General features: G+C 74.0%; 22 protein-coding genes. 11 read left to right on the top strand and 11 right to left on the bottom strand.

What is annotated here, in order from left to right; all coding sequences use genetic code 11:
- Positions 1-29: 29 nt before the first annotated feature.
- Complete coding sequence (locus OG370_RS06310) at positions 30-1472, top strand: RsmB/NOP family class I SAM-dependent RNA methyltransferase (RefSeq protein WP_328461461.1); 1443 nt, start codon at positions 30-32, stop codon at positions 1470-1472.
- A gap of 86 nt (positions 1473-1558) precedes the next feature.
- On the opposite strand, the gene OG370_RS06305 is transcribed toward OG370_RS06310, so the two are convergent.
- Entirely contained in the window at positions 1559-3199 is a 1641-nt protein-coding gene (locus OG370_RS06305) for a glycoside hydrolase family 27 protein (RefSeq protein WP_443060622.1), read from the bottom strand.
- Positions 3200-3631: 432 nt separating this feature from the next.
- Between OG370_RS06305 and rpe the strand changes: the two genes are divergently transcribed.
- Together rpe and OG370_RS06295 are read left to right on the top strand one after the other, a co-directional pair.
- Complete coding sequence (gene rpe / locus OG370_RS06300) at positions 3632-4297, top strand: ribulose-phosphate 3-epimerase (protein WP_328461459.1); 666 nt, start codon at positions 3632-3634, stop codon at positions 4295-4297.
- 238 nt (positions 4298-4535) lie between these two features.
- Positions 4536-5537, top strand: a complete 1002-nt coding sequence (locus OG370_RS06295) for a sugar-binding transcriptional regulator (protein ID WP_328473847.1) — start codon at positions 4536-4538, stop codon at positions 5535-5537.
- 288 nt (positions 5538-5825) lie between these two features.
- Here OG370_RS06295 and OG370_RS06290 read toward each other — a convergent pair whose 3' ends face one another.
- Together OG370_RS06290 and OG370_RS06285 are read right to left on the bottom strand one after the other, a co-directional pair.
- On the bottom strand, positions 5826-7931 hold the full coding sequence (locus OG370_RS06290; RefSeq protein WP_328461457.1) for a radical SAM protein: 2106 nt from the start codon (positions 7929-7931) through the stop codon (positions 5826-5828).
- A gap of 544 nt (positions 7932-8475) precedes the next feature.
- On the bottom strand, positions 8476-8805 hold the full coding sequence (locus OG370_RS06285) for a barstar family protein (protein WP_328461455.1): 330 nt from the start codon (positions 8803-8805) through the stop codon (positions 8476-8478).
- A gap of 151 nt (positions 8806-8956) precedes the next feature.
- Between OG370_RS06285 and OG370_RS06280 the strand changes: the two genes are divergently transcribed.
- Positions 8957-9142: a hypothetical protein gene (locus tag OG370_RS06280; protein WP_328461453.1), complete on the top strand. Its 186-nt coding sequence runs from the start codon at positions 8957-8959 to the stop codon at positions 9140-9142.
- 60 nt (positions 9143-9202) lie between these two features.
- Here OG370_RS06280 and OG370_RS06275 read toward each other — a convergent pair whose 3' ends face one another.
- From OG370_RS06275 to OG370_RS06245, 7 genes are all read right to left on the bottom strand, one after another.
- Entirely contained in the window at positions 9203-9799 is a 597-nt protein-coding gene (locus tag OG370_RS06275; RefSeq protein ID WP_328461451.1) for a DoxX family protein, read from the bottom strand.
- Positions 9800-9890: 91 nt separating this feature from the next.
- Positions 9891-11393, bottom strand: coding sequence for an amidase (locus OG370_RS06270; protein ID WP_328461449.1), 1503 nt, complete (start codon positions 11391-11393; stop codon positions 9891-9893).
- Positions 11390-12835 (bottom strand): cytosine permease, encoded by a 1446-nt coding sequence (locus tag OG370_RS06265; protein ID WP_328461447.1) that lies wholly within the window; start codon positions 12833-12835, stop codon positions 11390-11392. The genes OG370_RS06270 and OG370_RS06265 overlap by 4 nt, the downstream gene beginning before the upstream one ends.
- On the bottom strand, positions 12832-13371 hold the full coding sequence (hpxZ, locus tag OG370_RS06260) for an oxalurate catabolism protein HpxZ (RefSeq protein WP_328461445.1): 540 nt from the start codon (positions 13369-13371) through the stop codon (positions 12832-12834). Before hpxZ ends, OG370_RS06265 begins: the two co-directional genes overlap by 4 nt.
- Position 13372: 1 nt before the next feature.
- Positions 13373-13957: a DUF1097 domain-containing protein gene (locus OG370_RS06255; RefSeq protein ID WP_328461443.1), complete on the bottom strand. Its 585-nt coding sequence runs from the start codon at positions 13955-13957 to the stop codon at positions 13373-13375.
- 199 nt (positions 13958-14156) lie between these two features.
- Complete coding sequence (locus OG370_RS06250; RefSeq protein WP_328461441.1) at positions 14157-15428, bottom strand: amidohydrolase family protein; 1272 nt, start codon at positions 15426-15428, stop codon at positions 14157-14159.
- Positions 15429-15625: 197 nt separating this feature from the next.
- Positions 15626-16288, bottom strand: a complete 663-nt coding sequence (locus OG370_RS06245; RefSeq protein ID WP_328461439.1) for a GntR family transcriptional regulator — start codon at positions 16286-16288, stop codon at positions 15626-15628.
- A 70-nt stretch (positions 16289-16358) separates the two neighbouring features.
- Between OG370_RS06245 and OG370_RS06240 the strand changes: the two genes are divergently transcribed.
- The 7 genes from OG370_RS06240 to OG370_RS06210 all read left to right on the top strand — a co-directional run bounded on the left by OG370_RS06240 (position 16359) and on the right by OG370_RS06210 (position 24891).
- Complete coding sequence (locus OG370_RS06240; protein ID WP_328461437.1) at positions 16359-17492, top strand: acetamidase/formamidase family protein; 1134 nt, start codon at positions 16359-16361, stop codon at positions 17490-17492.
- On the top strand, positions 17489-18733 hold the full coding sequence (locus OG370_RS06235) for an amidase family protein (protein WP_328461435.1): 1245 nt from the start codon (positions 17489-17491) through the stop codon (positions 18731-18733). The genes OG370_RS06240 and OG370_RS06235 overlap by 4 nt, the downstream gene beginning before the upstream one ends.
- 212 nt (positions 18734-18945) lie before the next feature.
- The gene (locus OG370_RS06230; protein WP_328461433.1) at positions 18946-20385 is read left to right on the top strand and encodes a GuaB1 family IMP dehydrogenase-related protein; all 1440 of its coding nucleotides are present in this window, start codon (positions 18946-18948) and stop codon (positions 20383-20385) included.
- A gap of 85 nt (positions 20386-20470) precedes the next feature.
- A complete protein-coding gene (locus OG370_RS06225) occupies positions 20471-20926 on the top strand; it encodes an Lrp/AsnC family transcriptional regulator (protein WP_328461431.1) in 456 nt (151 codons plus the stop codon).
- A gap of 229 nt (positions 20927-21155) precedes the next feature.
- Complete coding sequence (locus tag OG370_RS06220; protein WP_328461429.1) at positions 21156-22127, top strand: PRC and DUF2382 domain-containing protein; 972 nt, start codon at positions 21156-21158, stop codon at positions 22125-22127.
- Between the two features lie 230 nt (positions 22128-22357).
- Complete coding sequence (locus OG370_RS06215) at positions 22358-23176, top strand: carbon-nitrogen hydrolase family protein (protein WP_328461427.1); 819 nt, start codon at positions 22358-22360, stop codon at positions 23174-23176.
- On the top strand, positions 23173-24891 hold the full coding sequence (locus OG370_RS06210) for a flavin monoamine oxidase family protein (protein ID WP_328461425.1): 1719 nt from the start codon (positions 23173-23175) through the stop codon (positions 24889-24891). Before OG370_RS06215 ends, OG370_RS06210 begins: the two co-directional genes overlap by 4 nt.
- Here OG370_RS06210 and OG370_RS06205 read toward each other — a convergent pair.
- Positions 24877-25704 carry a DUF5995 family protein gene (locus OG370_RS06205; RefSeq protein WP_328461423.1) on the bottom strand — a complete coding sequence of 276 codons (828 nt, stop codon included), beginning with the start codon at positions 25702-25704 and terminating at the stop codon, positions 24877-24879. The two genes, OG370_RS06210 and OG370_RS06205, sit on opposite strands and share 15 nt — an antisense overlap.

Here is a 25704-nt window from a genome sequence, read left to right as displayed (position 1 = left end):
CTTGTAGGCGAGCCGTACCCCCGTAAGACATGACCGGAGCACCTTTGAAGAGCACGCAGGGCAAGCCGTACCGTCGTCCGCAGAAGGACCCCGTCAGGGTGCTGGCGTTCGAGGCGTTGCGGGCGGTGGGGGAGCGGGACGCGTACGCGAACCTGGTGCTGCCGGGGTTGCTGCGCGCCGCGGAGCAGGACGCGGTGAAGAAGGGCCGCACCTTCGACCGCAGGGACGCGGCGCTCGCCACCGAGCTGGTGTACGGCACGCTCCGCCACCAGGGCACGTACGACGCGGTGATCGCGGCCTGCGTGGACCGCCCGCTGCGCGAGGTGGACCCGCCGGTCCTGGACGTACTGGCGCTGGGCGCCCACCAGTTGCTCGGCACCCGTATCCCCACGCATGCCGCGGTCTCCGCGAGCGTGGAGCTGGCCCGGGTGGTGCTGGGCGACGGGCGGGCGCGGTTCGTGAACGCGGTGCTGCGCCGGATCTCCGCGCAGGACCTGGACGGGTGGCTGGCACAGGTCGCCCCGCCGTACGACGAGGACCCGGAGGACCACCTGGCCGTGGTGCACTCGCACCCGCGCTGGGTGGTGACGGCGCTGTGGGACGCGCTCGGCGGCGGCCGGGCCGGCATCGAGGACCTGCTCGCGGCCGACAACGAGCGGCCCGAGGTCACGCTGGTGGCCCGCCCGGGCCGCAGCACCCCGCAGCAGATCGCCTCCTCGCTGCCCCCGGAGACGACCGAACCGGGCCGCTGGTCGCCCTACGCGCTCCGGCTCGCCGAGGGCGGCGACCCGGCCGCGGTGCCGGCGGTCCGCGACGGGGACGCCGGGGTCCAGGACGAGGGCAGCCAGCTGGTCGCCGCCGCGCTGGCCGCGGCGCCGCTGGACGGTCCCGACACGCGCTGGCTCGACGGCTGCGCGGGCCCCGGCGGGAAGGCGGCGCTCCTCGCGGCGCTGGCCGCCGAGCGCGGCGCGCTGCTGGTCGCCGCGGAGAAGCAGCCGCACCGGGCCCGGCTGGTCGGGCGCGCGCTGCACGGCAACCCGGGTCCCTACCAGGTGGTCGTCGCGGACGGCACCCGCCCGGTGTGGAGGCCCGGCTCCTTCGACCGGGTGCTGGTCGACGTGCCCTGCACCGGTCTGGGCGCGCTGCGCCGCCGCCCGGAAGCGCGCTGGCGGCGCCGCGCGGAGGACGTCGGCGGCTTTGGACCGCTCCAACGCGCCCTGCTCACCGAGGCGTTGACGGCGGTACGGCCCGGCGGCGTGGTCGCGTACGCGACCTGCTCCCCGCACCTGGCCGAGACCCGCGCGGTCGTCGACGACGTGCTGCGCTCCTCGCAGGCCCCCGACGCCGACCCCGTCGACGCCCGCCCCCTGCTCCCCGGCGTCCCCGCTCTCGGCGACGGCCCCGACATCCAGCTGTGGCCGCACCTCCACGGCACCGACGCGATGTACCTCTCCCTCCTCCGCCGCCGCTGACTCCGGACACGCGGTCGTCCGTGGGAGGGGGCGGCCCCCGGCGCGGGTGTGGTGCGCGCCGGGGGCCGCGGTTCGGAGGGGTGGGGTCAGGACAGGCTCCACTGCTGGTTGGCGCCGCCGTTGCAGGACCACAGCTCCAGCGCGGTGCCGTTGGTGTTGCCGGCCGGTTTGTCGCCGCCGGTGACGTCGAGGCACAGGCCGGACTGGGTGCCGGTGACGGTGCCGTCCGGGTTGAGGTGCCACTGCTGGTTGGCGCCGCCGTTGCAGGTCCACAGCTCGACCTTGGTGCCGGAGGTGGTCTGGTTGTCGTAGGCGTCCAGGCACTGGGTCCCGCCGTACAGCCGCAGTTCACCGGCCGAGGTGAGGGTGACGGCCTGGTTGCTGCCGCCGTCGCAGTCCCAGATGTCGATCGCGGTGCCGGGGGCGGTCGCGCCGCCGTTCGCGTCCAGGCAGCGGTGCGAGGAGGCGCCGAGCAGCGGGTGGGTGGTGCCGACGCTGCTGCCGCTGCCGGGGGAGACCCGGAACATCACGGTGCCGTGGCCGGGCACGGAGGCCGAGATCGCGCCACTGGTGGTGCTGACCTCGTTGGTCCACAGGTTGGTCAGCTTGTACGACGAGGCGGACGGTGCGGAGACCGCGGCGGCCGTGGTGCTGATGGTGGCCGTGCCGGAGTTCTCGTTGAACAGCGCCACCGACACGTCGCCGTTGGACAGCGGCTTGGTGAGCACGTCGAGCCCGCCGGAGGACGACACCTGGGTGCCCTGCTTGCCCAGCGAGTCCTGGTCGACCGCGATGACCGCCTTGTTGCCGTAGAGCGACAGCGTGGCCGGGGTGGCCGAGCGCAGGTCGGTGCCGGCGATCAGCGGCGCGGCCATTTCCGCCCACAGGCTGAACTCGCTGCGGTCCTCGGTGAAGGACATGCCGTTGCCGACCTCCAGCATGTCCGGGTCGTTCCAGGCGCCCGGCCCTGCGTACTGCGCGAGCTGCACGTTGCTGTGGTAGATCGACAGCATCGAACCGAACGACGCGTTGATGTCACCGGTGGTGCGCCACAGGTTGCCGGTGGCGGCCCCCCAGGTCCACACGTTGTCCTCGCCCCACTCGCACATGCTGAAGACGATGGGCCGGCCGGTACTGGCGAGCGCGTCCCGCATGGCGTCGTAGCGCTGCTCCCAGGGCACGCCCTGGTTGTTGCAGTTGTCGTACTTCAGGTAGTCCACGCCCCAGGACGCGAAGCTGTTCGCGTCCTGCTGCTCGTGGTCGAGGCTGCCGGGGTAGCCGGCGCAGGTCGCGGTGCCGGCGCTCTCGTAGATGCCGAGCTTGAGGCCCTTGGCGTGGACGTACGCCGCGGTGCCGCTGATCCCGTCGGGGAACTTCGCCGGGTCGGGCACGAGGTTCCCGGCCGAGTCGCGGTTCTTCGTCATCCAGCAGTCGTCGATGTTGACGTAGGTGTACCCGTCGTCCTTCAGGCCCGAGGAGACCAGGTAGTCCGCGGTCTGCTCGATGAGCTGCTCGCTGACGCTGCAGCCGAACGCGTTCCAGTCGTTGAAGCCCATCGGGGGCGTACGGGCCAGGCCGTTGTCCAGGGCGTGCGCCCGGGGGGTCGAGCCGAACAGGACGAGCAGGGAGAGCATCAGCAGGGCCGCGACCGCTGCCGCCAGCGGCCGGCGGAGCGGGCGCGCGTACCCGTGCGGGAGCGCTGGTCGTGCGGGTGCTGTGGGGCGCATCGTGCCGTCTCCTTCGGTGGGGGGAGGGGCGCGCGGGCACCGTGAATGGGGCGCGGAGCGGGCGGCGCCCACCGCCGCGTGTTGCAAAATGACCGACGGTGTTGGAAGTCGGCACGACGAAGTGTCGGCTTGTGTTGATACTCCGTCAAGAGTTCTGACGGGAGTGCGCTGCGGCGGGTTACCGGGAGGTACCACAGCCGCCGGCCACGCCCCTGCCCGCGCCCCTGCCGACGCCGTGCCCATGCCCTGCTCACGCCTCTGCCCACGGCGGCGCGCGCCTTCCGCGGCGCGCGCCCGGCCCCCGCCCGGCGCGCGCCCGGCCCCCGCCCGGCCCGGCGCCCGCCCCGTAGCGGCCCCGCGGACCGGCCGGCCGCACCCCGCGGTCACGGGCCGTCGCACACGCGCGCGTCGGATCTGGTTTGCTTGGGCACCATGACCGCGCAGATCAACCCCAGCATCCTGTCCGCCGACTTCGCCCGGCTCGCCGAGGCGGCCGACGCGGCCAAGGGTGCCGACTGGCTCCATGTCGACGTGATGGACAACCACTTCGTGCCGAACCTGACACTGGGCCTGCCGGTGGTCGAAGCGCTGGGCCGGGCCACGGACATCCCGCTCGACTGCCACCTGATGATCGACCAGCCCGACCGCTGGGCGCCGGGGTACGTCGAGGCCGGCGCGGGCTCCGTCACCTTCCACGTGGAGGCCGCCGCCGCGCCGGTCCGGCTGGCCCGCGAGATCCGCGCCAAGGGCGCCCGCGCCTCGATGGCGCTGAAGCCGGCCACCCCGATCGAGCCGTACGAGGACCTGCTGCCCGAGCTGGACATGCTGCTGGTGATGACGGTCGAGCCCGGCTTCGGCGGCCAGGCGTTCCTCGACATCATGCTGCCCAAGATCCGCCGTACCCGGGCACTGATCGACAAGTACGGCCTGGAGATGTGGCTCCAGGTCGACGGCGGGGTCTCCGCGGAGACCATCGAGCGCTGTGCCGAGGCCGGCGCCGACGTCTTCGTGGCCGGCTCCGCGGTCTACGGCACGGACGATCCGGCCGCCGCGATCCGGTCGCTGCGGGCGCAGGCCGACGCGGTCGGCGCGCACTGAGCGCCGGCGAGCCGTACGGTGCCGCCTCACGCGGCGGCGTCCGGTACGGCGGCGTTCCGTACGCCGGGGGAACGGCAGCGGACCGGCGGTCGAACGGTCGGAGCGGATCACTCCGTACGGCCGGATCGGCCCCGGACTACGCGCCCGTAACCCCCGGCGTCTGGGAAGATGGCAGCGGAGCTGATCAGATGGGTGACTGGGGAGAGCCGACGTGAGCACAGGCCGCGCACAGGTGCGCATGGGCCCGGGCGAGATGGTCCAGGCCGCGGCGATGGCACGTCGCTTCTACCTGGAGGGCAAGTCCAAGATCCAGATCGCGGAGGAGTTCGGGGTCAGCCGCTTCAAGGTGGCCCGGGTGCTGGAGACCGCGCTCGAACGCGACCTGGTGCGGATCGAGATCCGGGTGCCCGCGGAGCTCGACGCCGAGCGCTCCGACGCGCTGCGCGCCCACTACGGGCTGCGGCACGCGGTTGTCGTGGAGACCCCCGCCGACCAGGCCGACGCGCCCGACCCGGAGAACCTCGGCGCGGTCGCCGCCGACCTGCTCGGCGAGCTGGTCAGCGACGGCGACGTGCTCGGCCTCGCCTGGGGCCGCTCCATCATCACCATGGCCAACGCGCTGGACCGGCTCGCGCCCTGCACCGTCGTCCAGCTCACCGGGGTGTACGACGTCGGCACCGCCGAGCGCGGCTCGGTCGAGGCGGTCCGCACCGCCGCGGCCGTCTCCGGCGGCGAGGCCCACCCGCTGTACGCGCCCATGGTGCTCGCCGACCCCGCCACCGCCGCCGCGCTCCGCGCCCAGGGCCAGATCGCCGCCGCGATGAGCTACTTCGAGAAGGTCACCGTCGCGGTCGTCTCGATCGGCTCGTGGGAGGCCGGGATCTCCACGGTGTACGACGCCGTCTCCGGTGCCGAGCGCGAGCACTACGCGAGCCTCGGGGTGGCCGCGGAGATGTCGTCGCACCTCTTCGACGCCCGCGGGCGCCGGGTCGGACGGGATCTGCGGGATCGGTGCATCACGATCGACGCGGATCGGCTGCGCCGCATTCCGGAGGTGCTCGCCATCGCCGGGGGGATGCGGAAGGCCGAGGCGATCAACGCGGTGCTGCGGTCCGGGTTGGTGACGAGCCTCGTGACGGACACGGCCGCGGCGGATTTCCTGCTGCACTCCACCGGGCCGGCGCCCCGTCCCGCGCTGGACCGGGTCGACCCGGACGGTTCGCTGGCCACGGGTGGCTAGCGTGACCCTCCGGGGTGCGTGGTTCCGTCGGTTGAGGGACCACCCGCCGGTGGTGGGTTGCTCGCGCGGTCCCCGCGCCCCTTCGGGTCGCACCCTTCTTCCGGGGAAGAGGCCGCACCACCCCGGAGCAGCCCGCCAGTACGGTGGACGAGCCCCGGGTACGTCGTGTGTGTCTGACCGCCCCGGGTGATCGGGGTGAACCGCCGGAAGCCCGAGGGGCGTTGGCGGAGAGCGAACGGTGCGGCGCCCGCCCCGCGGGGCGGGCGCCGCACCGTTCGGTGTCGGTGACTACGCGATGTGGGACACCGCGTCCGCCTCGTTCTCGTCCATGCCGCGTTCCGGCAGCTGCTGCACGGTCAGGCTGATGTTGACATCGTGCAAGGGGCGTCCGCTCGCATGCCAGACGGACAGCGTGTACGGGCTGAAGGGGTAGCGCGCACGGAACTCGGGTACCTCGACACGGCCGTGCACGAGGCCGTCGGCCGACGAGGCCAGGCCGGACTGGGCGGGCACGTCGCCGTACGACCGCAGCACTTCGTACATCGGCGCCGGAACGGCGATGTCGTGCTGCTCCGCCTCGTGGGTGATCCCGGCCCGGAACACCGCCGCTGCGGCCATGTCCAGTTCGGTCACCCTGTCGAGTTCGGCGCGGTCCGGGAGCGGACGTCCCTGCTCGGCGAGCGCCTCGTACAGGAAGTCCACGGCGGCGCGGGCATGCCGGGCGGCGCGGCCCTCGTCGCTCACCATCCGGCGCAGTATCGCCTGGTAGTGGATCTCCTCCTGGATCATCGACCGCCCCGCGTGGCCGTAGATCGTCTTGGCGTCGAAGTTGTCCGGCTCGCGCCAGGCACGCTCGTAGTCGGCCATCAGCCAGGCCACGACCGGGTCCTCGACCTTCTCGCGCAGGAAGGTCTCGAGCAGTTGGAGCAGGTCGACCGTGCGCGCCCCGGAGGTTTCGGCGAGCACCCGCAGCGTGCAGCGCAGCAGGCACTTGTGGAAGAGCGTCAGCGGCAGCCGAAGGACGATCCCGGTGAGCCAGTCCTCGAACGGCATCCGCGAGTGCTCGGTCACCACATCGGAATACAGGTCCGTGCTGCCCGGGTCGCAGGGCATGTGCGTGGTCCTCAGACCGTGCTCGTCGCGGAACCGCTCGTGCGTGTAGTCGGTGTTGTTCAGCAGGAACAGCGGGTAGACGACGGGGGAGCCGCCGGAGGCTATCGCCTCCTCTATGCCCTCCAGGAGTGATACGAGGGTCTCACCGGGCAGGCCCCAGATGAGGTCGGTGTAGGTCGGGATGTCCAGGGCGCGGAACTGGGTCTGCATCCGGCGGTAGTGCGACACCCGGATGTTCTTCCGGTTCGCGATCTGCAGCACCTCGGCGTTGAAGGACTGCGCGGACAGCGTGATGGCGCCGGTCAGCCCCGCCTTGTACAGGATGCTGGCGATCTCCACGACGCGGCCGTTGGTGTTCTTCGCCCAGTTGGTCATCACCAGCAGCCGCTTGTTGTAGCGCTGGCACAGCTCCACCACGTGTTCGGCGATCTCGACGTCGCGGGCGAGCATGCCGAAGTTGGCGTCGGCGATGAACATCCGGGTGTTGTCGGCGCAGACCCGGATGATCCGCTCCAGTTCGGCCTTGATGCGTTCCATCGAGAACTGGCGGACCCTGGAGTTGGTGGCCCCGGTTCCCCAGTAGCAGAAGGAGCAGGAGTAGGGGCAGCCGCGGTTGGTCTCGTACACCAGCATCTGGGACCGCGCGATGTCCTCGTCGGACCAGACGTCGCCCTCGAACGGCGAGGGCAGTTCGTCGAAGTCGGCGATGCGCGGGGCCTCGGCGGTGGTCTCCACCTCGCCGTCGGTGCGCAGGAAGCTGATGCCGGGAACTTCGGCCAGTTCCTTCTCGGCAGCGGCCCGCTCCTCCTGGTGCAGGAAGACCCGCAGCAGGTCGCGGAAGCGGATCTCTCCTTCGCCGTGGACGAGGACGTCCACCCAGGGTGCTTCCGCGAACACGGCCTCCTGCTGGTGCGTCACGTCGTTGCCGCCGAGCACGATGCGGCAGCTCGGCCAGCGCTCCTTGACCCTGCGGGCCAACTCCGTGGAGCTGGCCCGGTTCCAGTAGTACACCGTGAAGGCGACGGCCAAGGGGTTGTCCAGGGCGTCCAGCACCTTGGCGCAGGCGCCCTCGAAGGCGTCCCCGGCCTTCATGTACACGTGCTTGGTGAAGGAGCAGCTCGCGGCGAGCTCCGGGTCGGCCTGGGCGGCTGCCTGCATGTAGCCGAGTACGGCGCTGTAGCGGACGCTTGGCATCACGGTCAGGTCGACCAGGTGCACTTGGCGCGGCTCATCGGTGGCAGGGCGCGGACCGGGCCTGGTCGACACGTCGGCTGACGTCATTTCACAATCCTTCTCGTAATTCGGGTGCTTGGCCGGTGGGGGAGAACCCGCCGGCCGGCCGGAGCAGGCGGGCCATGGAACTCCAGACCGTGCTGGGAGTCCGCCGGCCGTCGCCGGCCGGTGGGCCCGAAGCACTGGAAATCAGGTACAGGTGTGCAACTAGAGGTGCAGCAACAGTAGTTGGTGCACACGGTACGGCGGCCCGACCCCTGATCCCGGAGACACGACGACCCGGTCCCGAAGATCTGAGAGTGCGGTCGCGAGGGGAAGTCCGCATTGCCCTGCCGACCGGGATGGACACCTGCCGGGGCCCTCACCCGGCACGGCGGCCGGGATCGGAGGGGTGGCCAGTGGCGTGACCCTCCGGGGTGCGTGGTTCCGTCGGTTGGGGGATCACCCGCCGGTGGCGGGCTGCTCGCGCGGTTCTCCCGGAGCTTCGCCCGGGTGGGGGCGCCCCCGGCGGAGCCAGGGGGAGTACCCCCGCGCGCCCGTTCGGGGCGCCCCCTTCTTCCGGGGAAGAGGCCGCACCACCCCAGAGGGTCCGCTAGCCACCCGAAGCCGCGGTGTCGGTGGGGTCCTCGCCTTCCACGATGACGGCCAGTTCGCTGTCGGTGTGGCGCCAGAAGAGTTCGGCGTCCCGGAGGATGTCCTTGACGATCCGCCACTCCCGCGGGAGTTCCGCGGCGAAACCCTGCCAGTTGCGCACGTGCAGCCGCCGGCCGCCGGGCTCGACCGGCCACCAGGACAGGTCGGTGAGGCAGTCCGCGAGCGCGTCCCAGTTGCGCCCGAACCAGTCGGGCAACCGCAGGTCGGCGGAGACCCGGTCCATGAACTCCTGCCGGTCGCCCACTCCGGCCAGATCGAGCACGAGCATGCGCCGATGCTGCCACAGCCCGGCGCGAAGTCCCTGGTGATCGCGGGTGCGCCGCGCCGTGTCCCCCGATACGGCGGCGCGCATCTTCCTGTGGCATGCCTGTGACCGGAAGGCGACCGTCCGCCGCGCCGCGCCCCCTACGATCGACGCCATGCATCTCGGGGGACTGACACGCGTACACGGCCACAGCTACCACCATCACCACAGCTACGGCAGCGGCAGCGGTAGCGGCGGGGGCTCGGGGGGCCTGTCGACGGTCTTCGTGGTGCTGCTGGTCATCGTGGCCGTCGTCGCGCTCGCGGTGTGGGCGGGCAAGCGCCGGGGCGGCGACAGTTGAGCGGCGACGGCTGAGCGGCCCGCCCCCGGACCAAGGGGAGCGGGGGCACCCAGATCCGGGTCAGGCGCCGGGCAGGCGGTCGCGGACGTCGACGGCGAACTCCTTCACCTCGTCGGCGAGGTCCTTCACACCGTCGGTGACGCTCTCGACCGCGTGGTGCAGGGAGTCGCCCGCGTCGGAGGCGGCATGGCGGGTGCGGTAGGCCAGCGACGGCTTGCCGTGCGTGTCGGCCGCGGCCAGCAGCAGACCGCCGAGCAGCGAGACGTCCTGGAAGAAGCGGGCCCGCTCGCGGGCGCGCTCCCGCGGGTCCTCAAGTCGCCAGTACGGCTGCTCGGTGAGCACGGTCGGCACGAGCGTCGCCGCGAGCGCGGCCGCCGACACGCGCGGGAAGCGGCCCAGGGCGAGCAGCACGCCCGCGCCGAGCCGTACCGAGCCGGTGACCAGGGCGACCTGCCGCGGGTCCTGGGCGATCCGCCGGAGCCGGTCGGCCGGCGAGAGCCCGTCGTCGGGCGCCGGAGCGCCCCGCGGGTCGTACCGGTCGTGCGGGGCGGACGGCCCGACCGGGGCGGCTGCCGCCGACTCGCGCAGAGTGGCGAAGCCGCCGCCGACGAACGTGGTGGCGAGCAGCGGGCGGGCGAATCTCCTCAGTACGGCCATGACGCCCACCTGCCCCGAGTCGCCCGGCCCACTCCTGGCGGGGCCGATCACGGTCGCCACCGCCGACGGCGCGCCCACCGGCGCGCCGGGTTCACGCCCCCCGGCCGACCGTCCCCCGGCCGGCTGTCCCTTGGGCGGCGTCCCCCGCTCGCGGACGGCGGTGCGCCCACGGCCGCGCCACCTCGTACGCCGCGGCGACCCGCAGGACGGTGCCGTCGGCGAGGTGGCGGCCGACCACTTGGAGGCCGACCGGAAGGCCGTCGCGGGTCCGGCCGGCCGGCAGGCTCACCGCGGGCTGCCCGGTCAGCGACGCGGGGTAGTTGAAGCCGATCCACGCCATGTCGGCCACCGCGCGGCCGTCGATCCGCTCCGGCCCCTGGACGCCGACCGGAAACGGCGCCACGGCCGCGGTCGGCGTGACCAGCAGGTCGTAGCGGGACATCAGCCCGGCCATCCGGTTGGCCAGCGCCTTGCGGGCGATGTTCGCGTCCGTCAGCTCCCGCGCCGTCCACGCGCGGGTCATCCAGGCGACGAGGTGCGGTGACATCTCGGTGCCGTACCGGTCCACGAGGGCGCGCATCCCGCTCAGGTCGGTCTCGGCGGTGATCACCGCCTGGAACGCCTCCGCCGGGTCCGCCCAGCCGGGCACGACCTCCTCCACCACGCAGCCCAGGTCCGTGAAGGCGCCGACCGCCTCACCGACCACCCGGCGCACCTCCGGGTCCACCGGCAGGTAGCCCAGGTCCGGGCTGTAGGCGACCCGCAGGCCCGCGCACCCCTCGGCGGCCCCGGCCCGCGCGGCCGCGCGCCAGTCCACGTCGCCGCAGGGAACGGAGTGCCGGTCGCGCGGATCGGGCCCGGCGAGCACCGACAGCAGCAGCGCGGTGTCGGCGACGGTCCGGGTCAGCGCTCCCAGGTGCTCGACGCTCTCCCATCCGGACATGCCGGGGAAGCGCTCGTCGCGACAGCCGGGCCAGACCGGTACCCGGCCCATCGAGGGCTTCATGCCGACCAGTTCGCAGAAGGAGGCCGGCACGCGCAGCGAGCACCCGCCGTCGCTGCCCAGCGCCACCGGACCGAGCCCGGCGGCCACCGCGGCGGCCGAGCCCGCGCTGGAGCCGCCCGGGGTGAGGGACGGGGCCCAGGGATTGCGCGTGGGCGGGAAGAGCGGGTTGTGTCCTGCCGGGCTGTAGCCGAACTCGGTCGTGTTCGTCTTCCCGAGCACCACCCCTCCCGCGCCCCTCACCCGCTCCACCACGATGTCGTCCTGGTCGGGCACGTGGTCGCGGTAGGCGGGCGAGCCCGAGGTGGTGCGGATGCCGGCCGTCGCGATCAGGTCCTTCACCCCCAGCGGCACGCCCGCCAGCGGGCCGGCCGCCTCCCCACGGGCGAGGCGGTCCGCGAGGTCCGCCGCCTCCGCCCTGGCCCGGTCGGGCACCGGCGTGCAGAAGGCCCCCAACTCCGGGTCCACCGCCTCGATCCGCTCCAGCACGGCGTCCACCACCTCGACCGGCGACAACCGCCGGGCCGCCACGGCGGCGGCCACCTCCGTGGCAGGCAGGAAGCACAGCGCGTCGCGCTCGGCGGGCGTCACCGCCGCGCCGCCCCGGCGGCGACCGCGGCGGCGGCAGGCCCGCCCGGCGCGTGCGGACGGACCCTGGCCGTCACCAGGTGGTGGCCGCCGAAGGCGCACGCGGCGACGCAGAAGCCCAGCAGGGCGTCGAGCGAGCCGGGCTCCAGGTGGTGCAGCAGCCAGGCGGCGCCCGAACCGGCCGCCCAACTCGCCGTCGCGGGCCACCGCAGCCCGTGGTCCCGGCGGACCGGCACGCTACCGGGCAGGGCCGCGGGGAGGCCGGGACCACCGGCCGCGGTGACGGCTCCGGTGACGGCTCCTGGTGCCGTGGTGGCGGAGCCCTCGGCACCCCCGTTCTCCGCCCGGCGCCCCAGGAACTGGTGGACGATCAGCACCGCGCCGATGGGCGGCACCAGGATGCCCAGGAGTTGCAGCCAGCTGACGATCGACGTCCACACGCCGGTGAGCGCCAGCGCGGCTCCGGCCGCGCCCAGCAGGACCGCCAGCGGGCGCATCCGCAGCGGGGTCAGCCCTGACCAGCCCACCGCCGCGTTGTAGAGGCAGTGCGCGGCGACCGAGCCCAGGTTGGCCAGGGTGAACAGCACCGCGAGCGCGGTGATCCAGCCGCCGTGCCCGTCCAGCAGCCCGAGGAAGGAGCCGCCGTCGGTGGCCGGGTGCGCGGCACCGCCCGTGGCGACCACCGCGCCGCCCACCAGGTAGGCCACGGTGTTGCCGAACGGGAACGCCGCCGCGGTCGCGTACACGGCCGAGCGGCCGTCACGGCTCCACCGGGTGAAGTCGGCGGTCATGGTGCCGGAGTCCGCGAACCCCGCCACCACGATCCCCACCGCCGACCAGAAGGTGATGCCGTGGTCGTGGCCGCGGTACGACAGGGCGCCGCTCGCGGTGGCGCCGCCGCGGGCCGCGTACCAGAACGCCAGCCCGGCGGTGAGCAGGAAGAGCGGCACCGCGACGAGGCCGACCAGCGACAGCGCGCGGATGCCGGTGACGGTGAGGGCGACGTAGACCACCGCGCCGAGCAGGGCGCCCCACACCGGGGTCCAGCCGAGCACCTGCTGGAGGGTGGTGCCGGTCAGCCCCACCTGGTAGGAGAACCAGCCGATCACCACGGTCGCGAGCAGGCCGGTGACCAGCAGCCTGCCGCGCGGGCCGAACGCGTCGGCCGCCTGCATCGCGAAGCTGCGGCCGGTGCGACCGGCGTGGTGGCTGAGCGCACCGACGTATCCGAGCAGGGCGAGGTTGCCGGCGAGGATGGCCCAGAACCCTTCGCGCAGGCCGAGGTTGTACACGATCAGGCCGCCGAAGACGGCGTTGCCCAGGCACATGGGGAAGCCGCCCCAGACACCGGCGACCGACAGCAGGCTCTTGCGGGCGCCCGCCGGCACGGCGGTGTGCTCGTACTCCGCCCCCGTGCCGGCGGCGGGGCGATCGGGTCCGGTCACGGTCGGGTCCCCTGTTCGTCGGTCGGGTGGTCCGGTGCATACACCCGCGGCGGCTGCGCGCGGGACGGTGGGGCGTGTACGGGTACGGGCGGGTGCGGGGACACGGGCGCGGGCCGGTCGGTCCCGGCGCCGGGGCGCTGGGAGACGTGGGCGGCCACGACCCGCCAGCCCTCGGGGAGCCGTACCCAGGTCTGGGACTGCCGGCCCACCCCCGGGACGCCGGCGCGTACGAACACGGTCGTGGTGACCGCGAAGTCGGTGCCGAAGGTGGTGACTTCGGTTCGGGTGCGGGTCCGGTCCAGCCCGGCGGCCGGGCGGCCACGGCGGAAGGCCGCGATCTCCTCGGTGCCGAACAGCTCCTCCGTCGCGCCGAGCCGCACCGTGTGCGGGCCGTCCCAGAACATCGCGTCGAGGACCGGGATGTCGTTGCCGGTCAGCGCGTCTTCGTACGCGTCGGCGAGTGCGGTCACCTCGGCGACGACGTTGGGGTGGTCGATCCGCGCACCCGGGGGGTGGGCGGGCACGTCGGCGGCCATGTCAGCGGGCCCGTGCGGGGGACGGGCCGGCCTGGGCGGCCGGTGCGGCGTGCGCCGCGGTCGCGGTCGCGGTGTCGCCCGGCTCGGCGCGGGCGAAGGTGAGCCGGCCGGCGAGGTAGGCGTAGACCGGGCCGAGCGCGTTCATGGCCACCACGCTCACCCAGGCCGCCCAGACGCTTCCCGCGTGGTAGCCGAAGCCGCCGAAGAACGTGGCGAAGTAGGAGGCGAAGCCGAGGAACATCCCCGGCACCAGCGAGGTCGCCCGGAGCCGGCCGGTGTACATCAGGGCCGTGTTGAGCACCAGGATGATCGCGGCGAGCAGCGCGTCCTGGGCCCAGCGGCCGTTGTCCACGTGCGGCCCGAGGTGCTGGTCGGCCAGCACGATGGCGAGCGCGAACGCCGAGCCCACCGGCATCGCGGCCCAGAGCCGTGCGGCGTTGGCCAGGCTGAGCGGGCCCATCAGGTGCAGCCCGGCCCAGGAGACGAAGATCGCCCACGGCGGCAGGTTCAGGGCGGTGCCGCCGACGAAGGCGGTGGTGGCGGCGAGTACGGAGGCGGCGATCTCGTGCGGGACGCGTTCGCGCATGGCGGGCTCCTGGCGGGATGCGGTCGGGGTGAGGAGGGCTGCGGTGCGGTGACGTGGTGAGGTGGGACGCGGTGCGGTGAGGTCCCGGCGCGAGCGAGGGGAGCCACCGGGCGGCGGCGCGGGCGCGCGGCGGGCGGAGAGAGCGCGGAGGGGGAGGGGCGGAGGGGCGGAGGCGGCGGAGGGACGGTCGGACGGGAGGTCAGACGGCCTGCGGCACCCGCGCGTCGAGGACTTCGCTGGTGCGGGTGGTGCGGGCCACGATCCGGCCGCGCTTGACGACGTAGCGCCGGTCCGGGCGGTCGGTGAGGGCGTCCTCGCGGCGCCGGGTGCCGAGCACCACGAGGTCGGCGCGGGCGCCGGGCCGCAGCCCGTAGTCCGCGTCGGTGCCGGTGATCCGGGCGGCGTCGGTGGTGGCCATCCGCAGGATGCGCTCGGTGTCGGCGGGGCTGCCCATGTGGCAGGTCTGCGCCAGCAGCAGGCCGATGTCGAGCAGGTCGGCGTTGCCGAACGGGGTGAAGGCGTTGCGGATGTTGTTCGAGGCGAAGCCGGTCAGCACGCCCCCGTCGAGCAGTTCGCGGACCGGGGTGACGCCTCGGCGTACGGCCTGGGGGTCGGTGCGGCCGCCCAGGTGCAGGTCGGTGGCGGGCAGCGCGACCACCGCGACGCCGGCCTCGGCGAGGCGGGCGATCACCCGGGCGCGCTCGGCCGGCGGTCGGCCGGCGAGTGAGGTGACGTGGCCGAGCGTCACCCGGCCGGCCATGCCGTGCTGTTCGGTCGCGTCGGCGACGGCCTCGGCCAGCGCGAAGCGGGCGTCGCCCGCGTCGTCGGCGAAGTCGGCGTGCAGGTCGGCCGGCACCCGGAACTCGGCGGCCAGCGCGAACACGGTGTCGATGTGCCGTCGGCACGCGTCGAGGTCGCCCTCGTTGTACGCGCAGCCGCCCACCACGTCCGCCCCGCGCAGCAGCGACTCGCGCAGCAACGCGTATGTACCCGGGGCCCGTTCGATGCCCTCCTGGGGGAACGCCACGACCTGGAGGTCCACCAGGTGCCGGTACGACTCGCGCAGTTCCAGCATCACGTCCAGGCCGGTCAGGCCCGCCAGCGGGTCCACGTCGGGGTGCGCCCGGATCAGCGTGGTGCCGTTCGCCACCGCCCACCGCAGCACCCGCTCGGCGCGGGCCCGTACCGACTGCGGGGTGAAGTCCCGCTTGAGCGCGCCGGTGACCTCGATCGCGCCGGCGAGGGTGCCCGCCAGGTTGGGGCGGTCCCGGTCCAGCAGGGCCTTGTCCAGGTGCAGATGGGCTTCGATCAGGCCGGGCAGCACCACGAGACCGTCGCAGTCGATCGTCTCCGCCGCGGCGGCGTCCGCGGGTATCGCGCCCACCGCCGTGATCAGGCCGCCCGCGACCGCGATGTCCACGAGGTCTTCTCTTTCGGCGATCTTCGCGCGACGCAGTACGAGGTCGAACACGGGACGCTCCTTCCGGGTTCCGCGGCAGCGGATTCGGGCTCCTGGAAGGTGTATACAAATGGCTGATTACACGGTTCGGTGCACTTCGATGACGGCCGTGTTTCCGTGTCCTCTCCACCCGGCGCGCGCGGTGGCGGCAGCGCCGGGTGGACGCGATCGGCTCGGGCGGGCCGCGCCGGTCCAGGACGCGGGCAGGATCAGGTGCGCCGCCGCAGGCGGTACGCCGCCTGCGCCTTCCGGATGTGCTCGGCGACCCGCTCCCGGGCCTGCTCGGGTTCGCGGTCGCGCAGCGCCCGGACGATGCCCTCGTGCTCGTCCCAGGACTCCGCCGCCCGCCGGGGAAGGCCGAGTGAATACACCCACGAGATCTTGTAGCCGAGCTGCGCCACGAGAGCGGCGAGCGTCGGGCTCCCCGACGCCTCCGCGAGCACCTGGTGGAAGCGGGTGTTGAGGGCGGCCAGTCCGGCCGGCCCGACCGCCGATCCGGCCGCCAGCGCCTCACGGGCCTCGGCGATCAGCAGTTCCAGGGTGGCGAGTTGTACGGGTGTGCGGCGCAGCGCCGCCCGCTCCGCGCCGAAGGGCTCCATCAACAGCCTTATACCGAGCAGGTCCTCCGCCTCGGCCTCGCTCAACTCCGCCACGAAGGTGCCCGCGTACGGCCGCGAGTGGACGAAGCCCTCCGACTCCAGGGTGCGCAGCGCCTCCCGGACCGGGATGCGCGAGACCCGGTAGCGCGTCGCCAGCCCCTCCTCGGTCAACCGCTCGCCGGGCGCGAACACGTGGCCGACGACGTCCGCCCTGATCGCCGCGCACACCGTCTGCGTGGTGTCGCGCCGCCGCACCGCACTCCGCTCGGTCATCCGGCCGCCTCTCCCGTCTCCGCCGCTGCGTTAACCGACGTGTAACAGTTGTATGCAAAGGTCCCCGGCCATGAGCGTACTTCAGCCGTACGAGGGCGGGACCGACGGCTCGGTGTATCTCGCCGCGGACCGGAAGTCGACCTGCTGGGGCCTGCTGCCGAACGCCGCGAGCCGCCCCGTCCTGACCGTCGCGCCGGGCACCGCGCTGTGCCTGGACACTCTCAGCCACGAGGGCATCCTCCCGGACCAGGGCGCGGACCCGGCCGCCTTCTTCGCCGCCGCGGGCATCCCGGCCGGCCGGGTCCTGCGGGACGCGGCCGAACTCGCCGCCACCGCACAGCCGTTCGACCCGGCCCGGCGCGGCCCGCACGTGGTCACCGGTCCGGTGGCCGTCGCCGGCGCCCGGCCCGGCGACGTCCTGGAGGTGGAGGTGCTGCGGCTGCGGCGGCGCACCGCGTACGGCGTGATCAGCAACCGGCACGGCCGGGGCGCGCTGCCCGGCGAGTACCCGGCGCCGCCGCCCGGCCACCCCGAGGGCGCGCCGGTGCCGACCGTCAGCCTCGTCGCGCACGTGGACGACGACGGCCTGGGCCGGCTCCCGGTCGGCGACGGCCGCGCCGTGCGGTTCCCCCTCGGGCCGTTCCTCGGCATCATGGGCGTCGCCGCCGCGACCGAGCGGCCCGTGCACTCGGTGCCGCCGGGCCCGCACGGCGGCAACCTGGACATCCGCCTGCTCACCGAGGGCGCCCGGCTGTTCCTGCCCGTGCAGGTGCCCGACGCCCTGTTCTACGCGGGCGACCCGCACTTCTCCCAGGGCGACGGCGAGGTCGCCCTCACCGCCTTCGAGGCACCGCTGCGCGCGACCGTACGGCTCGTCCTGCACTCCGACCCGGCCATCCGCCGGCTGGCCGCGCGCCTGGCCGGGCCGTACGCCGAGACCGCCGGGCACCACCTCGTCACCGGCCTGGACACCGACCTGGACGAGGCGGTCCGCAAGGCGACCCGCGCCGCGCTCGGGTATCTCGCCGAGCGGTGCGCGCTGCCCGCCCCGGTCGCGCTGGCCTACCTCAGCGCCGCGGTCGACGTGCGGATCTCCCAGGTCGTGGACGACGTGAAGGGCGTCCACATCTGCCTGCCGAAGGCCGACCTGGCGCCCCTGCTCACCGGGCCGTCCGGCCCCGGCGCGGGGACGATACCCGCATGACGCCCGCACCGCTGATCGCCCCGTTCGTGCCCTGGCTCCCGTCGGACACCGCCCCGGCCGAGGTCCCCGCCGCCGGCACCGCCCACCACGCCGACCGGGACGAACCGGTCGCGCTCGCCGGGGCACGGCTCGCGGTCAAGGACGTCATCGACGTCCAGGGCGCGCCCACCGGCAGCGGCCACCCGCTGCTGCTCGCCGCCGCGGCGCCGGCCCCCGCGCACGCCGCCGCCGTCGCGCGCCTGCTGTCCGCGGGCGCCCGGTACGCCGGCAAGACCCACACCGACGAACTCGCCTACAGCCTCGGCGGCACCAACGCCCACTACGGCACCCCCGCCAACCCCGCCGCACCGGGCCGGCTGACCGGAGGCAGCTCCAGCGGCACCGCGGCGGCCGTCGCCGGCGGCCTCGCCGACGTCGGGCTCGGCACCGACACGGCGGGCTCGATCCGGGTGCCCGCCTCGTACTGCGGCCTGTACGGGCTGCGCCCCACCCACGCGCGCGCCGACCGTCGGGGCATCGCGCCCCTGGCGCCGTCGTTCGACACCCCGGCGCTGCTCACCCGGACCCTGCCGCTGCTCACCGAGGCCGCCGCGGCGCTCCTCGCCGGCACCCCCCGCGACGACCGGCCGGCGCGGCGCGTCCTGGTCCCCGCCGACCTGTGGGGGTGCGCCGCCGACGGTGTCCGCGCCGCGCTGCGCCCCCGCGCGGACCGTCTCGGACGGGCGCTCGGCGTCCCGATGGACGCGGCACCGCTGTTCTCGGACGGTGCCCCGTGCGCCCATGCGGACGCCCGGGACGCCTTCACCCTGGTCCAGGCGGCGGAGGTGTGGCGCGCGCACGGCCCGTGGGTGGGCCGCGCCCGGCCCGTCTTCGGACCCCACGTCGCCGAGCGGCTCGCCCGGGCCGAGCGCGTGACCCCGGAGGCCGAGGCCGCGGCCCGCGCCACCGTGGCCCGGCTGGCCTCCTGGCTGCACCACCGCCTCGACGGCGCGATCCTGGCGATTCCCGCGACCCCCACCCCCGCTCCGCCCTACGGCACCTCCGTCCCCGCCTCGGGCGACCGTGCCGCCCTGCTCGCCCTGACCTGCGTGGCCGGGCTGGGCGGTCTGCCGGCCCTCACCCTCCCCGTCGCCCGGGTCGGCGGCCTTCCCGTCGGCCTGTGCCTGCTGGGCGCGCCCGGCGCCGACGAGTGCCTGCTCCGCACGGCGCCGGCCCTCCGGCGGTCCGGGAGCGCCGGGTGAGACGGGGAACTCCTGGCGCCCCCGGGAGATCTTCGGAGAAAGCCACAAAACGACACCGCGGGGAATCGGGCAAACCGACGAAGGCACCTCCGCCGGGTCCCGCGACCAGCGGATTTCGGGGATGATGGGCCGAGGAGCCGCAGCCGGGCCAGTCCCCGGCCCGTGCTGACTCCCCGCCCGCCCCAGTTGAACCCGCAGGTGAGAGAGTCGGTATGCGTTTCCTCAACGATGTCCAGCCCCCGTACGACCTGACGTACGACGATGTGTTCATGGTGCCCGGCCGCAGCGCCGTGGGCTCCCGGCAGGCGGTGGACCTGCGCGCGCCCGACGGCACCGGCACCACGATCCCGCTGGTCGTGTCGAACATGACCGCGATCGCGGGCCGCCGGATGGCCGAGACGGTCGCCCGCCGCGGCGGCCTGACCGTCATCCCGCAGGACATCCCGATCGACGTGGTCACCGAGGTCATCGGCTGGGTCAAGCAGCGCCATCTCGTGCTCGACACGCCGATCACCCTGGCCCCGTCGCAGACCGTCGCCGACGCGCTCTCGCTGCTGCCCAAGCGGGCGCACGGCGCCGGCGTCGTGGTGGAGGACGGCCGCCCGGTCGGCGTCGTCACCGAGGCCGACCTCACCGGCGTGGACCGCTTCACCCAGCTGTCCGAGGTGATGTCCCGGGACCTGCTGGTCCTCGACGCGGACCTCGACCCCCGCGACGCCTTCCACCGCCTGGACAACGCGCACCGCCGGATCGCCCCGGCCGTCGACGCCGACGGGCGGCTGGCCGGCATCCTCTCCCGCACCGGCGCGCTGCGCGCCACCCTCTACCAGCCGGCCGTGGACGCCGACGGGCGGCTGCGGATAGCCGCCGCGGTCGGTATCAACGGCGACGTGGCGGGCAAGGCGAAGCAGCTCCTGGACGCGGGCGTCGACACGCTCGTGGTCGACACCGCGCACGGCCACCAGGAGTCGATGCTCGCCGCGGTGCGCGCGGTGCGCGCCCTCGACCCCCGGGTGCCGATCGTGGCCGGCAACGTGGTCGCGGCGGACGGCGTGCGCGACCTGATCGAGGCCGGCGCGGACATCATCAAGGTCGGCGTCGGGCCCGGCGCCATGTGCACCACACGCATGATGACCGGGGTGGGGCGGCCGCAGTTCTCGGCGGTGCTGGAGTGCGCGGCCGAGGCACGGCGGCTCGGCAAGCACGTGTGGGCCGACGGGGGCGTGCGGCACCCGCGCGACGTCGCCATGGCGCTCGCGGCCGGCGCGTCCAACGTGATGATCGGCTCCTGGTTCGCCGGGACCCACGAGTCCCCCGGGGACCTCCAGCAGGCGGCCGACGGCCGGCTGTACAAGGAGTCGTTCGGTATGGCCTCCGCCCGCGCGGTGCGCAACCGGACCAGCGACGAGTCGGCGTACGACCGGGCGCGCAAGGCGCTGTTCGAGGAGGGCATCTCCACGTCGCGGATGTTCCTCGACCCGGCCCGGCCCGGGGTGGAGGACCTGATCGACTCGATCGTGGCGGGCGTGCGCAGCTCCTGCACGTATGCGGGCGCGGCCTCGCTGGAGGAGTTCGCCGAGCGCGCCATCGTCGGGGTGCAGAGCGCCGCGGGGTACGCCGAGGGCAAGCCGCTCTACGCCAGTTGGTCGTAGCGCCGCTGGTCGCAGGGCTGCCGGTGCCGTCGCCGACCGGACCCGGCGGCCCGGGGGACAGGGAGCGCCGTGGCACACTCCCGCTGTGGCGCTCAATGAGATCGACGAACGGATCGTGCACGCCCTGGCCGCCGACGCGCGGCGCTCCTATGCGGACATCGGCTCCGAGGTGGGGCTGTCGGCACCCGCGGTGAAACGGCGGGTGGACCGGCTGCTGGCGGCGGGCGCGATCACGGGGTTCACCGTACGGGTGGACCCCGCGGCGCTCGGCTGGCAGACCGAGGCGCTGGTGGAGCTGTACTGCCGACACAACACGTCGCCCGCGGACATCCGGCGCGGCCTGGCGCGCTATCCGGAGGTGGCGTCCGCGTCGACCGTGACGGGCGACGCGGACGCGGTGGTGCAGGTCTTCGCCGCCGATGTGCGCCACTTCGAGCAGGTGCTGGAGCGGATCGCGGGGGAGCCGTTCGTCAGCCGGACCCGCTCCGTGCTGGTGCTCTCCCCGCTGCTGCGCCGCTACGGTGCCGCGGGCCCCTCCTGAGCCGCGGGCCCTTCCCGAACCCCGGGCTCCTGCTGAACCCCGGGCCGCTTCTCGGCCCCGGGCCCCCGGGATTCCGAGCTCTCCGAGCCCTTCCTGAGAGCCCGCTCGGCGCCCGAATCCCGCCCCGGAATGTCCCTATTGGGATGAGTGGATATGTTTTGCCCGTCCCAATGGGGTAACGCGGTGAAGTGAGGCCGGGAAAACGGCCCCGGCAGCCCGAGGAGGCGACATGATCACGCGCGAGCAGATTCCCCAAGTCGTGGGCCATCCCGTCCATGACACTCAGGGGAAGAAGATCGGCGATGCCAAGCACATGTACCTGGACGACGCCACCGGCCTTCCGGAATGGGTGACGGTCAAAACCGGCTTCTTCGGCAACAACGAGACGTTCGTGCCGACCCGCGCCGCGAAGATCGTGCAGGACCACGTCGAGGTGCCGTACGAGAAGGACAAGGTCAAGGGCGCGCCCAACGTGGACGTGGACTCCGGTGGCCACCTGTCCGCTGAGGAGGAGCGGCACCTGTACCGCTACTACGGCCTGGAGACGCGGAGCGGCTCGGGCGACACCGGGGAGAAGGCCGCGGCGGCCGGTGGCATGGCCGGGGCGGCCGGTGCCGCGGGCCGGGGCCGGCAGGCACGCGGGGACACGGCGGACTCGGGCGCCGCGACCGCGAAGGCCACCGACACGGAGATGTCCGGCAGCGAGGCGGGCACCGGCACCGCCGCCTACGCGGCCGGCCGCACCGGAGCGGCCGAGCGGCTCGGCTCCGGGGACGCGCGGGCCATGGACACCGACGAGGCGATGACCCGCTCCGAAGAGGAGATGCACGTCAGGGTCGAGCGCCAGACGAGCGGCCGGGCACGGCTGCACAAGTACGTCGACGTCGAGGAGGTCGAGCAGACCGTACCGATCGCCCACGAGGAGGTCCGGCTCGAGCGGATGCCGATCACCGAGGCGGACCGCGACGCCCGCGCCGGCGACATCAGCGAGGCCGAGCGGGTCGTCACCCTCCACGAGGACAAGGCCGTGGTCGAGACCGAGGTCGTGCCGAAGGAGCGCGTGCGGATGCGCGTCGAGGAGCACACCGAGCAGCGCAAGGTGCACGGCAGGGTCCGCAAGGAGCGGATCGAGTCCGAGATGAGCGGCGAGCCCGGCACCGAACGCGCCACCAAGTCCACCGACGAGGAGGGCCTGACCTGACAGCCGCCCCTCGCGTCAAGCCCGGGCGCCCACCCCCCGAACCGGGGGTGGGCGCCCGCGTCGCGCAACGGATCGCCGTTTCCGCCCCTCAGGACGCAACGGATCGGGGCCACAGGCGCAATGTTCGCGTCTTGTCGCTCCCGCGGGAGGGCACGTAGCGTCCTGAGGGGACCGGTTGAGCTGCGGAAAAGCCGCTGCGGACCGGATCGGTCACCAGGAAGCGGGGAACCGTGGAAGCGTTGCGGACAGGGCTGCTGCAAGGGCCCGGCGGGCTGCCCGCGAGCACCGCGGCGAGCCTCGCGGCGCTGGAGACGGCCGCCGCCGAGGCGGCCGGACGCGGCGCACGGCTGCTGGTGACGGGGGAGATGTTCCTGACCGGCTACGCCCTCGGGGACGCGGTCGCCGAAGCGGCCGAGCCGGCCGGCGGGGCCGCGGCCCAGCACATCGCCGGCATCGCCGCACGGCACGCCATCGCCATCGTGCACGGCTACCCCGAGCGGGACGGCGCGCACGTCTACAACGCCGCCCGGCTCACCGGCCCCGACGGCACCGCGCTGGCCGACTACCGCAAGACCCACCTCTTCGGCGACTACGAGCGCTCCGTGTTCACCCCCGGCGACCGCCCGCTGGTCCAGGCCACCCTGGACGGCGTCCGGATCGGCCTGCTGATCTGCTACGACGTCGAGTTCCCCGAAGCGGTACGCGCGCACGCCCTGGCCGGCACCGAACTGCTCGCCGTACCCACCGCGTTGATGCGCCCGTACGAGTTCGTCGCCGAAACGCTGCTGCCGGCCCGCGCGTTCGAGAACGGCCTGCACATCGCGTACGCCAACCGCTGCGGCCCGGAAGGCGAGTACGACTTCGCCGGCGGAAGCTGCCTGGCCGGGCCGGACGGCGCGGTGCGTGCCCGGGCCGGCGCCGGACCCGAACTCCTCGTCGCCGACGCCGACATGGAGCTGCTGCGCGCCACCCGCGAGCAGAACCCGTACCTGACCGACCGCCGCCCCGAGCTGTACGGCTCGCTCGCCGCCAGGAGAACCGCCCCATGACGTCCGTGCCCACCGCCATCCACGACGAAGGGCACGTCCGGGCCCAGGCCGAACCGCCCATCACGATGTTCGGCCCCGACTTCCCCTTCCCCTACGACGACTTCCTCGCGCACCCCGCCGGGCGCGGCGCGGTGCCGCCGGCCGCCCACGGCACCGAGGTCGCCGTGATCGGCGGCGGCCTGTCCGGCCTCGTGACCGCCTACGAGCTGATGCGGATGGGCCTGCGGCCGGTGCTCTACGAGGCCGACGAGATCGGCGGCCGGCTGCGCACCGTCGCCTTCGACGGGTTCGGCGCCGTCGGCGAGGACGGCGCGCTGACCGCGGAGATGGGCGCGATGCGCTTCCCGCCGTCGTCCACCGCGCTGCGCCACTACATCGACCTGGTGGGGCTGACCACCAAGCCGTTCCCCAACCCGCTGGCGCCCTGCACCCCTTCGACGGTCGTCGACCTCAAGGGGCAGTCGCACTACGCCACGTCGGTCGACGACCTGCCCGAGGTCTACCACCAGGTGATGCGCGCCTGGAACGCCTGCCTGGAGGAGGGCGCGGACTTCTCCGCGATGCAGCAGGCGCTGCGCACCAGGGACGTGCCGCGGATCAGGGAGATCTGGTCCGCGCTGGTCGAGCGGCTGGACAACCAGACCTTCTACGGATTCCTGTGCGCCGCACCGGCGTTCGCGTCGTTCCGGCACCGGGAGATCTTCGGCCAGGTCGGCTTCGGCACCGGCGGCTGGGACACCGACTTCCCCAACTCGATCCTGGAGATCCTGCGGGTCGTCTACACCGGCGCGGACGACGACCACCACAGCATCGTCGGCGGCAGCCGGCAACTCCCGCTGCGGCTGTGGGAACGCGAGCCGGACAAGCTGCTGCACTGGCCGCGCGGCACCTCGCTGCGCTCCCTGCACGGCGGCACCCCGCGCCCGGCGGTCACCGGACTGCACCGCACCGCGGGCAACCGGATCACCGTCACCGACGCGACCGGCGACATCCGCAGCTACCGCGCCGCGGTGTTCACCGCGCAGAGCTGGATGCTGCTGTCGAAGATCGCCTGCGACGACTCGCTCTTCCCGATCGACCACTGGACCGCGATCGAGCGCACCCACTACATGGAGTCCAGCAAGCTCTTCGTGCCCGTCGACCGGCCGTTCTGGCTCGACCGGGACCCGCGCACCGGCCGCGACACGATGTCGATGACGCTCACCGACCGGATGACCCGCGGCACCTACCTGCTGGACGACGGGCCGGACCGGCCGGCGGTGATCTGCCTGTCGTACACCTGGTGCGACGACAGCTCGAAGTGGCTGCCGCTGAGCGCGCACGAGCGGATGGAGGTCATGCTCAAGTCGCTCGGCGAGATCTATCCCGGGGTCGACATCAGGAAGCACGTCATCGGCAACCCCGTCACCGTCTCGTGGGAGGACGAGCCGTACTTCATGGGCGCGTTCAAGGCCAACCTGCCCGGCCACTACCGCTACCAGCGGCGGCTGTTCACGCACTTCGTGCAGGATCTGCTCCCCGCCGACCAGCGCGGCATCTTCCTCGCCGGGGACGACGTGTCCTGGACCGCCGGATGGGCCGAGGGCGCGGTGCAGACCGCGCTCAACGCGGTGTGGGGCGTCATGCACCACCTCGGCGGCGCCACCGACCCGCTCAACCCGGGCCCCGGCGACCGCTACGACGAGATCGCGCCGGTGCTGCTACCGGAGGACTGACGCGGGCGGCGGAGCCGACGGGACCGGACGAGCCGCCGGTGTGGTCGCCGCGGGCGGTGCCTGCGGGAGGCGTGCGCGGTGGGCCGGGAACGGGGCGAGCAGGGCGTGGGCCATCAGGCCGACGGACGACTCCAGGCTCCGTACGCAGTCCTCGTACGCCTCCTGCCGGTCGCGGATCGCCCACAGCAGGCGGGCCGTGGCCCACGCGCCGTCCCGCGCGCGGGCCAGGGACCACGACGCGACGGCGTGCGTGAGCGGGTCGAGGCGCTCCAGCAGGTCGGGGCCGGGCATCAGCTCCTCCCTGACCCGGACCTCGATGGCGGTGAGCACGCCGCCGACCTCGGCGTAGTCGGCGGCGACCTCGGCGGGCACCCGGCCGGTGGCCCGGCAGGTGTCGACCACCGCGAGCGGGAGGTCGTGGCCCACGTGGGCGGTGATCCCCGCGAGGGCGAACTGGAGCGGGTGGACGGTCTCGTCGGCCCGCGCCCGCAGCAGGGGCCGCCAGCAGGCGGGCGCGCCCCTGTCGTCGGCGGCGCGGTGCCTTCCGCCTCCGGCCGCGCCACCCGCCGCTTCCCCGGCCTCGACCGCCGCCAGGTACCGCCCGGCGAAGAGCACGGCCAGCTCCGCCGCCTCGGGCCCGTCCGAGAACCGCCCGCCGGCGAGCCCCCGGGTTACCTCCTCGGTGACCGCCAGGTAGACCCGGTTGAACACCGCCACCCCGTCCGCCGGCGGGAGCCCCGCCGCGAGCGCCCGCATCCGCGCCACCACATCCGCCACGTCCCCCGGCGCCGTCCACTGTGCCGTCGTCGTCAT

It is taken from the genome of Streptomyces sp. NBC_00448 (genome assembly GCF_036014115.1).
GTDB lineage: Bacteria > Actinomycetota > Actinomycetes > Streptomycetales > Streptomycetaceae > Actinacidiphila.
Note: the sequence above shows the minus strand (reverse complement) of the source record. Positions and strands in the feature narration are given on the sequence as shown.

What these genes read in the sequence shown, in the direction of transcription:
- OG370_RS06205 (WP_328461423.1), bottom strand. Translation starts at nt 25,704, where the DNA reads ATGACGACGACGGCACAGTGGACGGCGCCGGGGGACGTGGCGGATGTG.
- OG370_RS06305 (WP_443060622.1), bottom strand. Translation starts at nt 3,199, where the DNA reads ATGCGCCCCACAGCACCCGCACGACCAGCGCTCCCGCACGGGTACGCG.
- OG370_RS06295 (WP_328473847.1), top strand. Translation starts at nt 4,536, where the DNA reads ATGGGCCCGGGCGAGATGGTCCAGGCCGCGGCGATGGCACGTCGCTTC.
- OG370_RS06245 (WP_328461439.1), bottom strand. Translation starts at nt 16,288, where the DNA reads ATGACCGAGCGGAGTGCGGTGCGGCGGCGCGACACCACGCAGACGGTG.
- OG370_RS06220 (WP_328461429.1), top strand. Translation starts at nt 21,156, where the DNA reads ATGATCACGCGCGAGCAGATTCCCCAAGTCGTGGGCCATCCCGTCCAT.
- OG370_RS06210 (WP_328461425.1), top strand. Translation starts at nt 23,173, where the DNA reads ATGACGTCCGTGCCCACCGCCATCCACGACGAAGGGCACGTCCGGGCC.
- hpxZ (WP_328461445.1), bottom strand. Translation starts at nt 13,371, where the DNA reads ATGGCCGCCGACGTGCCCGCCCACCCCCCGGGTGCGCGGATCGACCAC.
- OG370_RS06240 (WP_328461437.1), top strand. Translation starts at nt 16,359, where the DNA reads ATGAGCGTACTTCAGCCGTACGAGGGCGGGACCGACGGCTCGGTGTAT.
- rpe (WP_328461459.1), top strand. Translation starts at nt 3,632, where the DNA reads ATGACCGCGCAGATCAACCCCAGCATCCTGTCCGCCGACTTCGCCCGG.
- OG370_RS06255 (WP_328461443.1), bottom strand. Translation starts at nt 13,957, where the DNA reads ATGCGCGAACGCGTCCCGCACGAGATCGCCGCCTCCGTACTCGCCGCC.
- OG370_RS06285 (WP_328461455.1), bottom strand. Translation starts at nt 8,805, where the DNA reads ATGCTCGTGCTCGATCTGGCCGGAGTGGGCGACCGGCAGGAGTTCATG.
- OG370_RS06235 (WP_328461435.1), top strand. Translation starts at nt 17,489, where the DNA reads ATGACGCCCGCACCGCTGATCGCCCCGTTCGTGCCCTGGCTCCCGTCG.
- OG370_RS06275 (WP_328461451.1), bottom strand. Translation starts at nt 9,799, where the DNA reads ATGGCCGTACTGAGGAGATTCGCCCGCCCGCTGCTCGCCACCACGTTC.
- OG370_RS06230 (WP_328461433.1), top strand. Translation starts at nt 18,946, where the DNA reads ATGCGTTTCCTCAACGATGTCCAGCCCCCGTACGACCTGACGTACGAC.
- OG370_RS06310 (WP_328461461.1), top strand. Translation starts at nt 30, where the DNA reads ATGACCGGAGCACCTTTGAAGAGCACGCAGGGCAAGCCGTACCGTCGT.
- OG370_RS06280 (WP_328461453.1), top strand. Translation starts at nt 8,957, where the DNA reads ATGCATCTCGGGGGACTGACACGCGTACACGGCCACAGCTACCACCAT.
- OG370_RS06290 (WP_328461457.1), bottom strand. Translation starts at nt 7,931, where the DNA reads ATGACGTCAGCCGACGTGTCGACCAGGCCCGGTCCGCGCCCTGCCACC.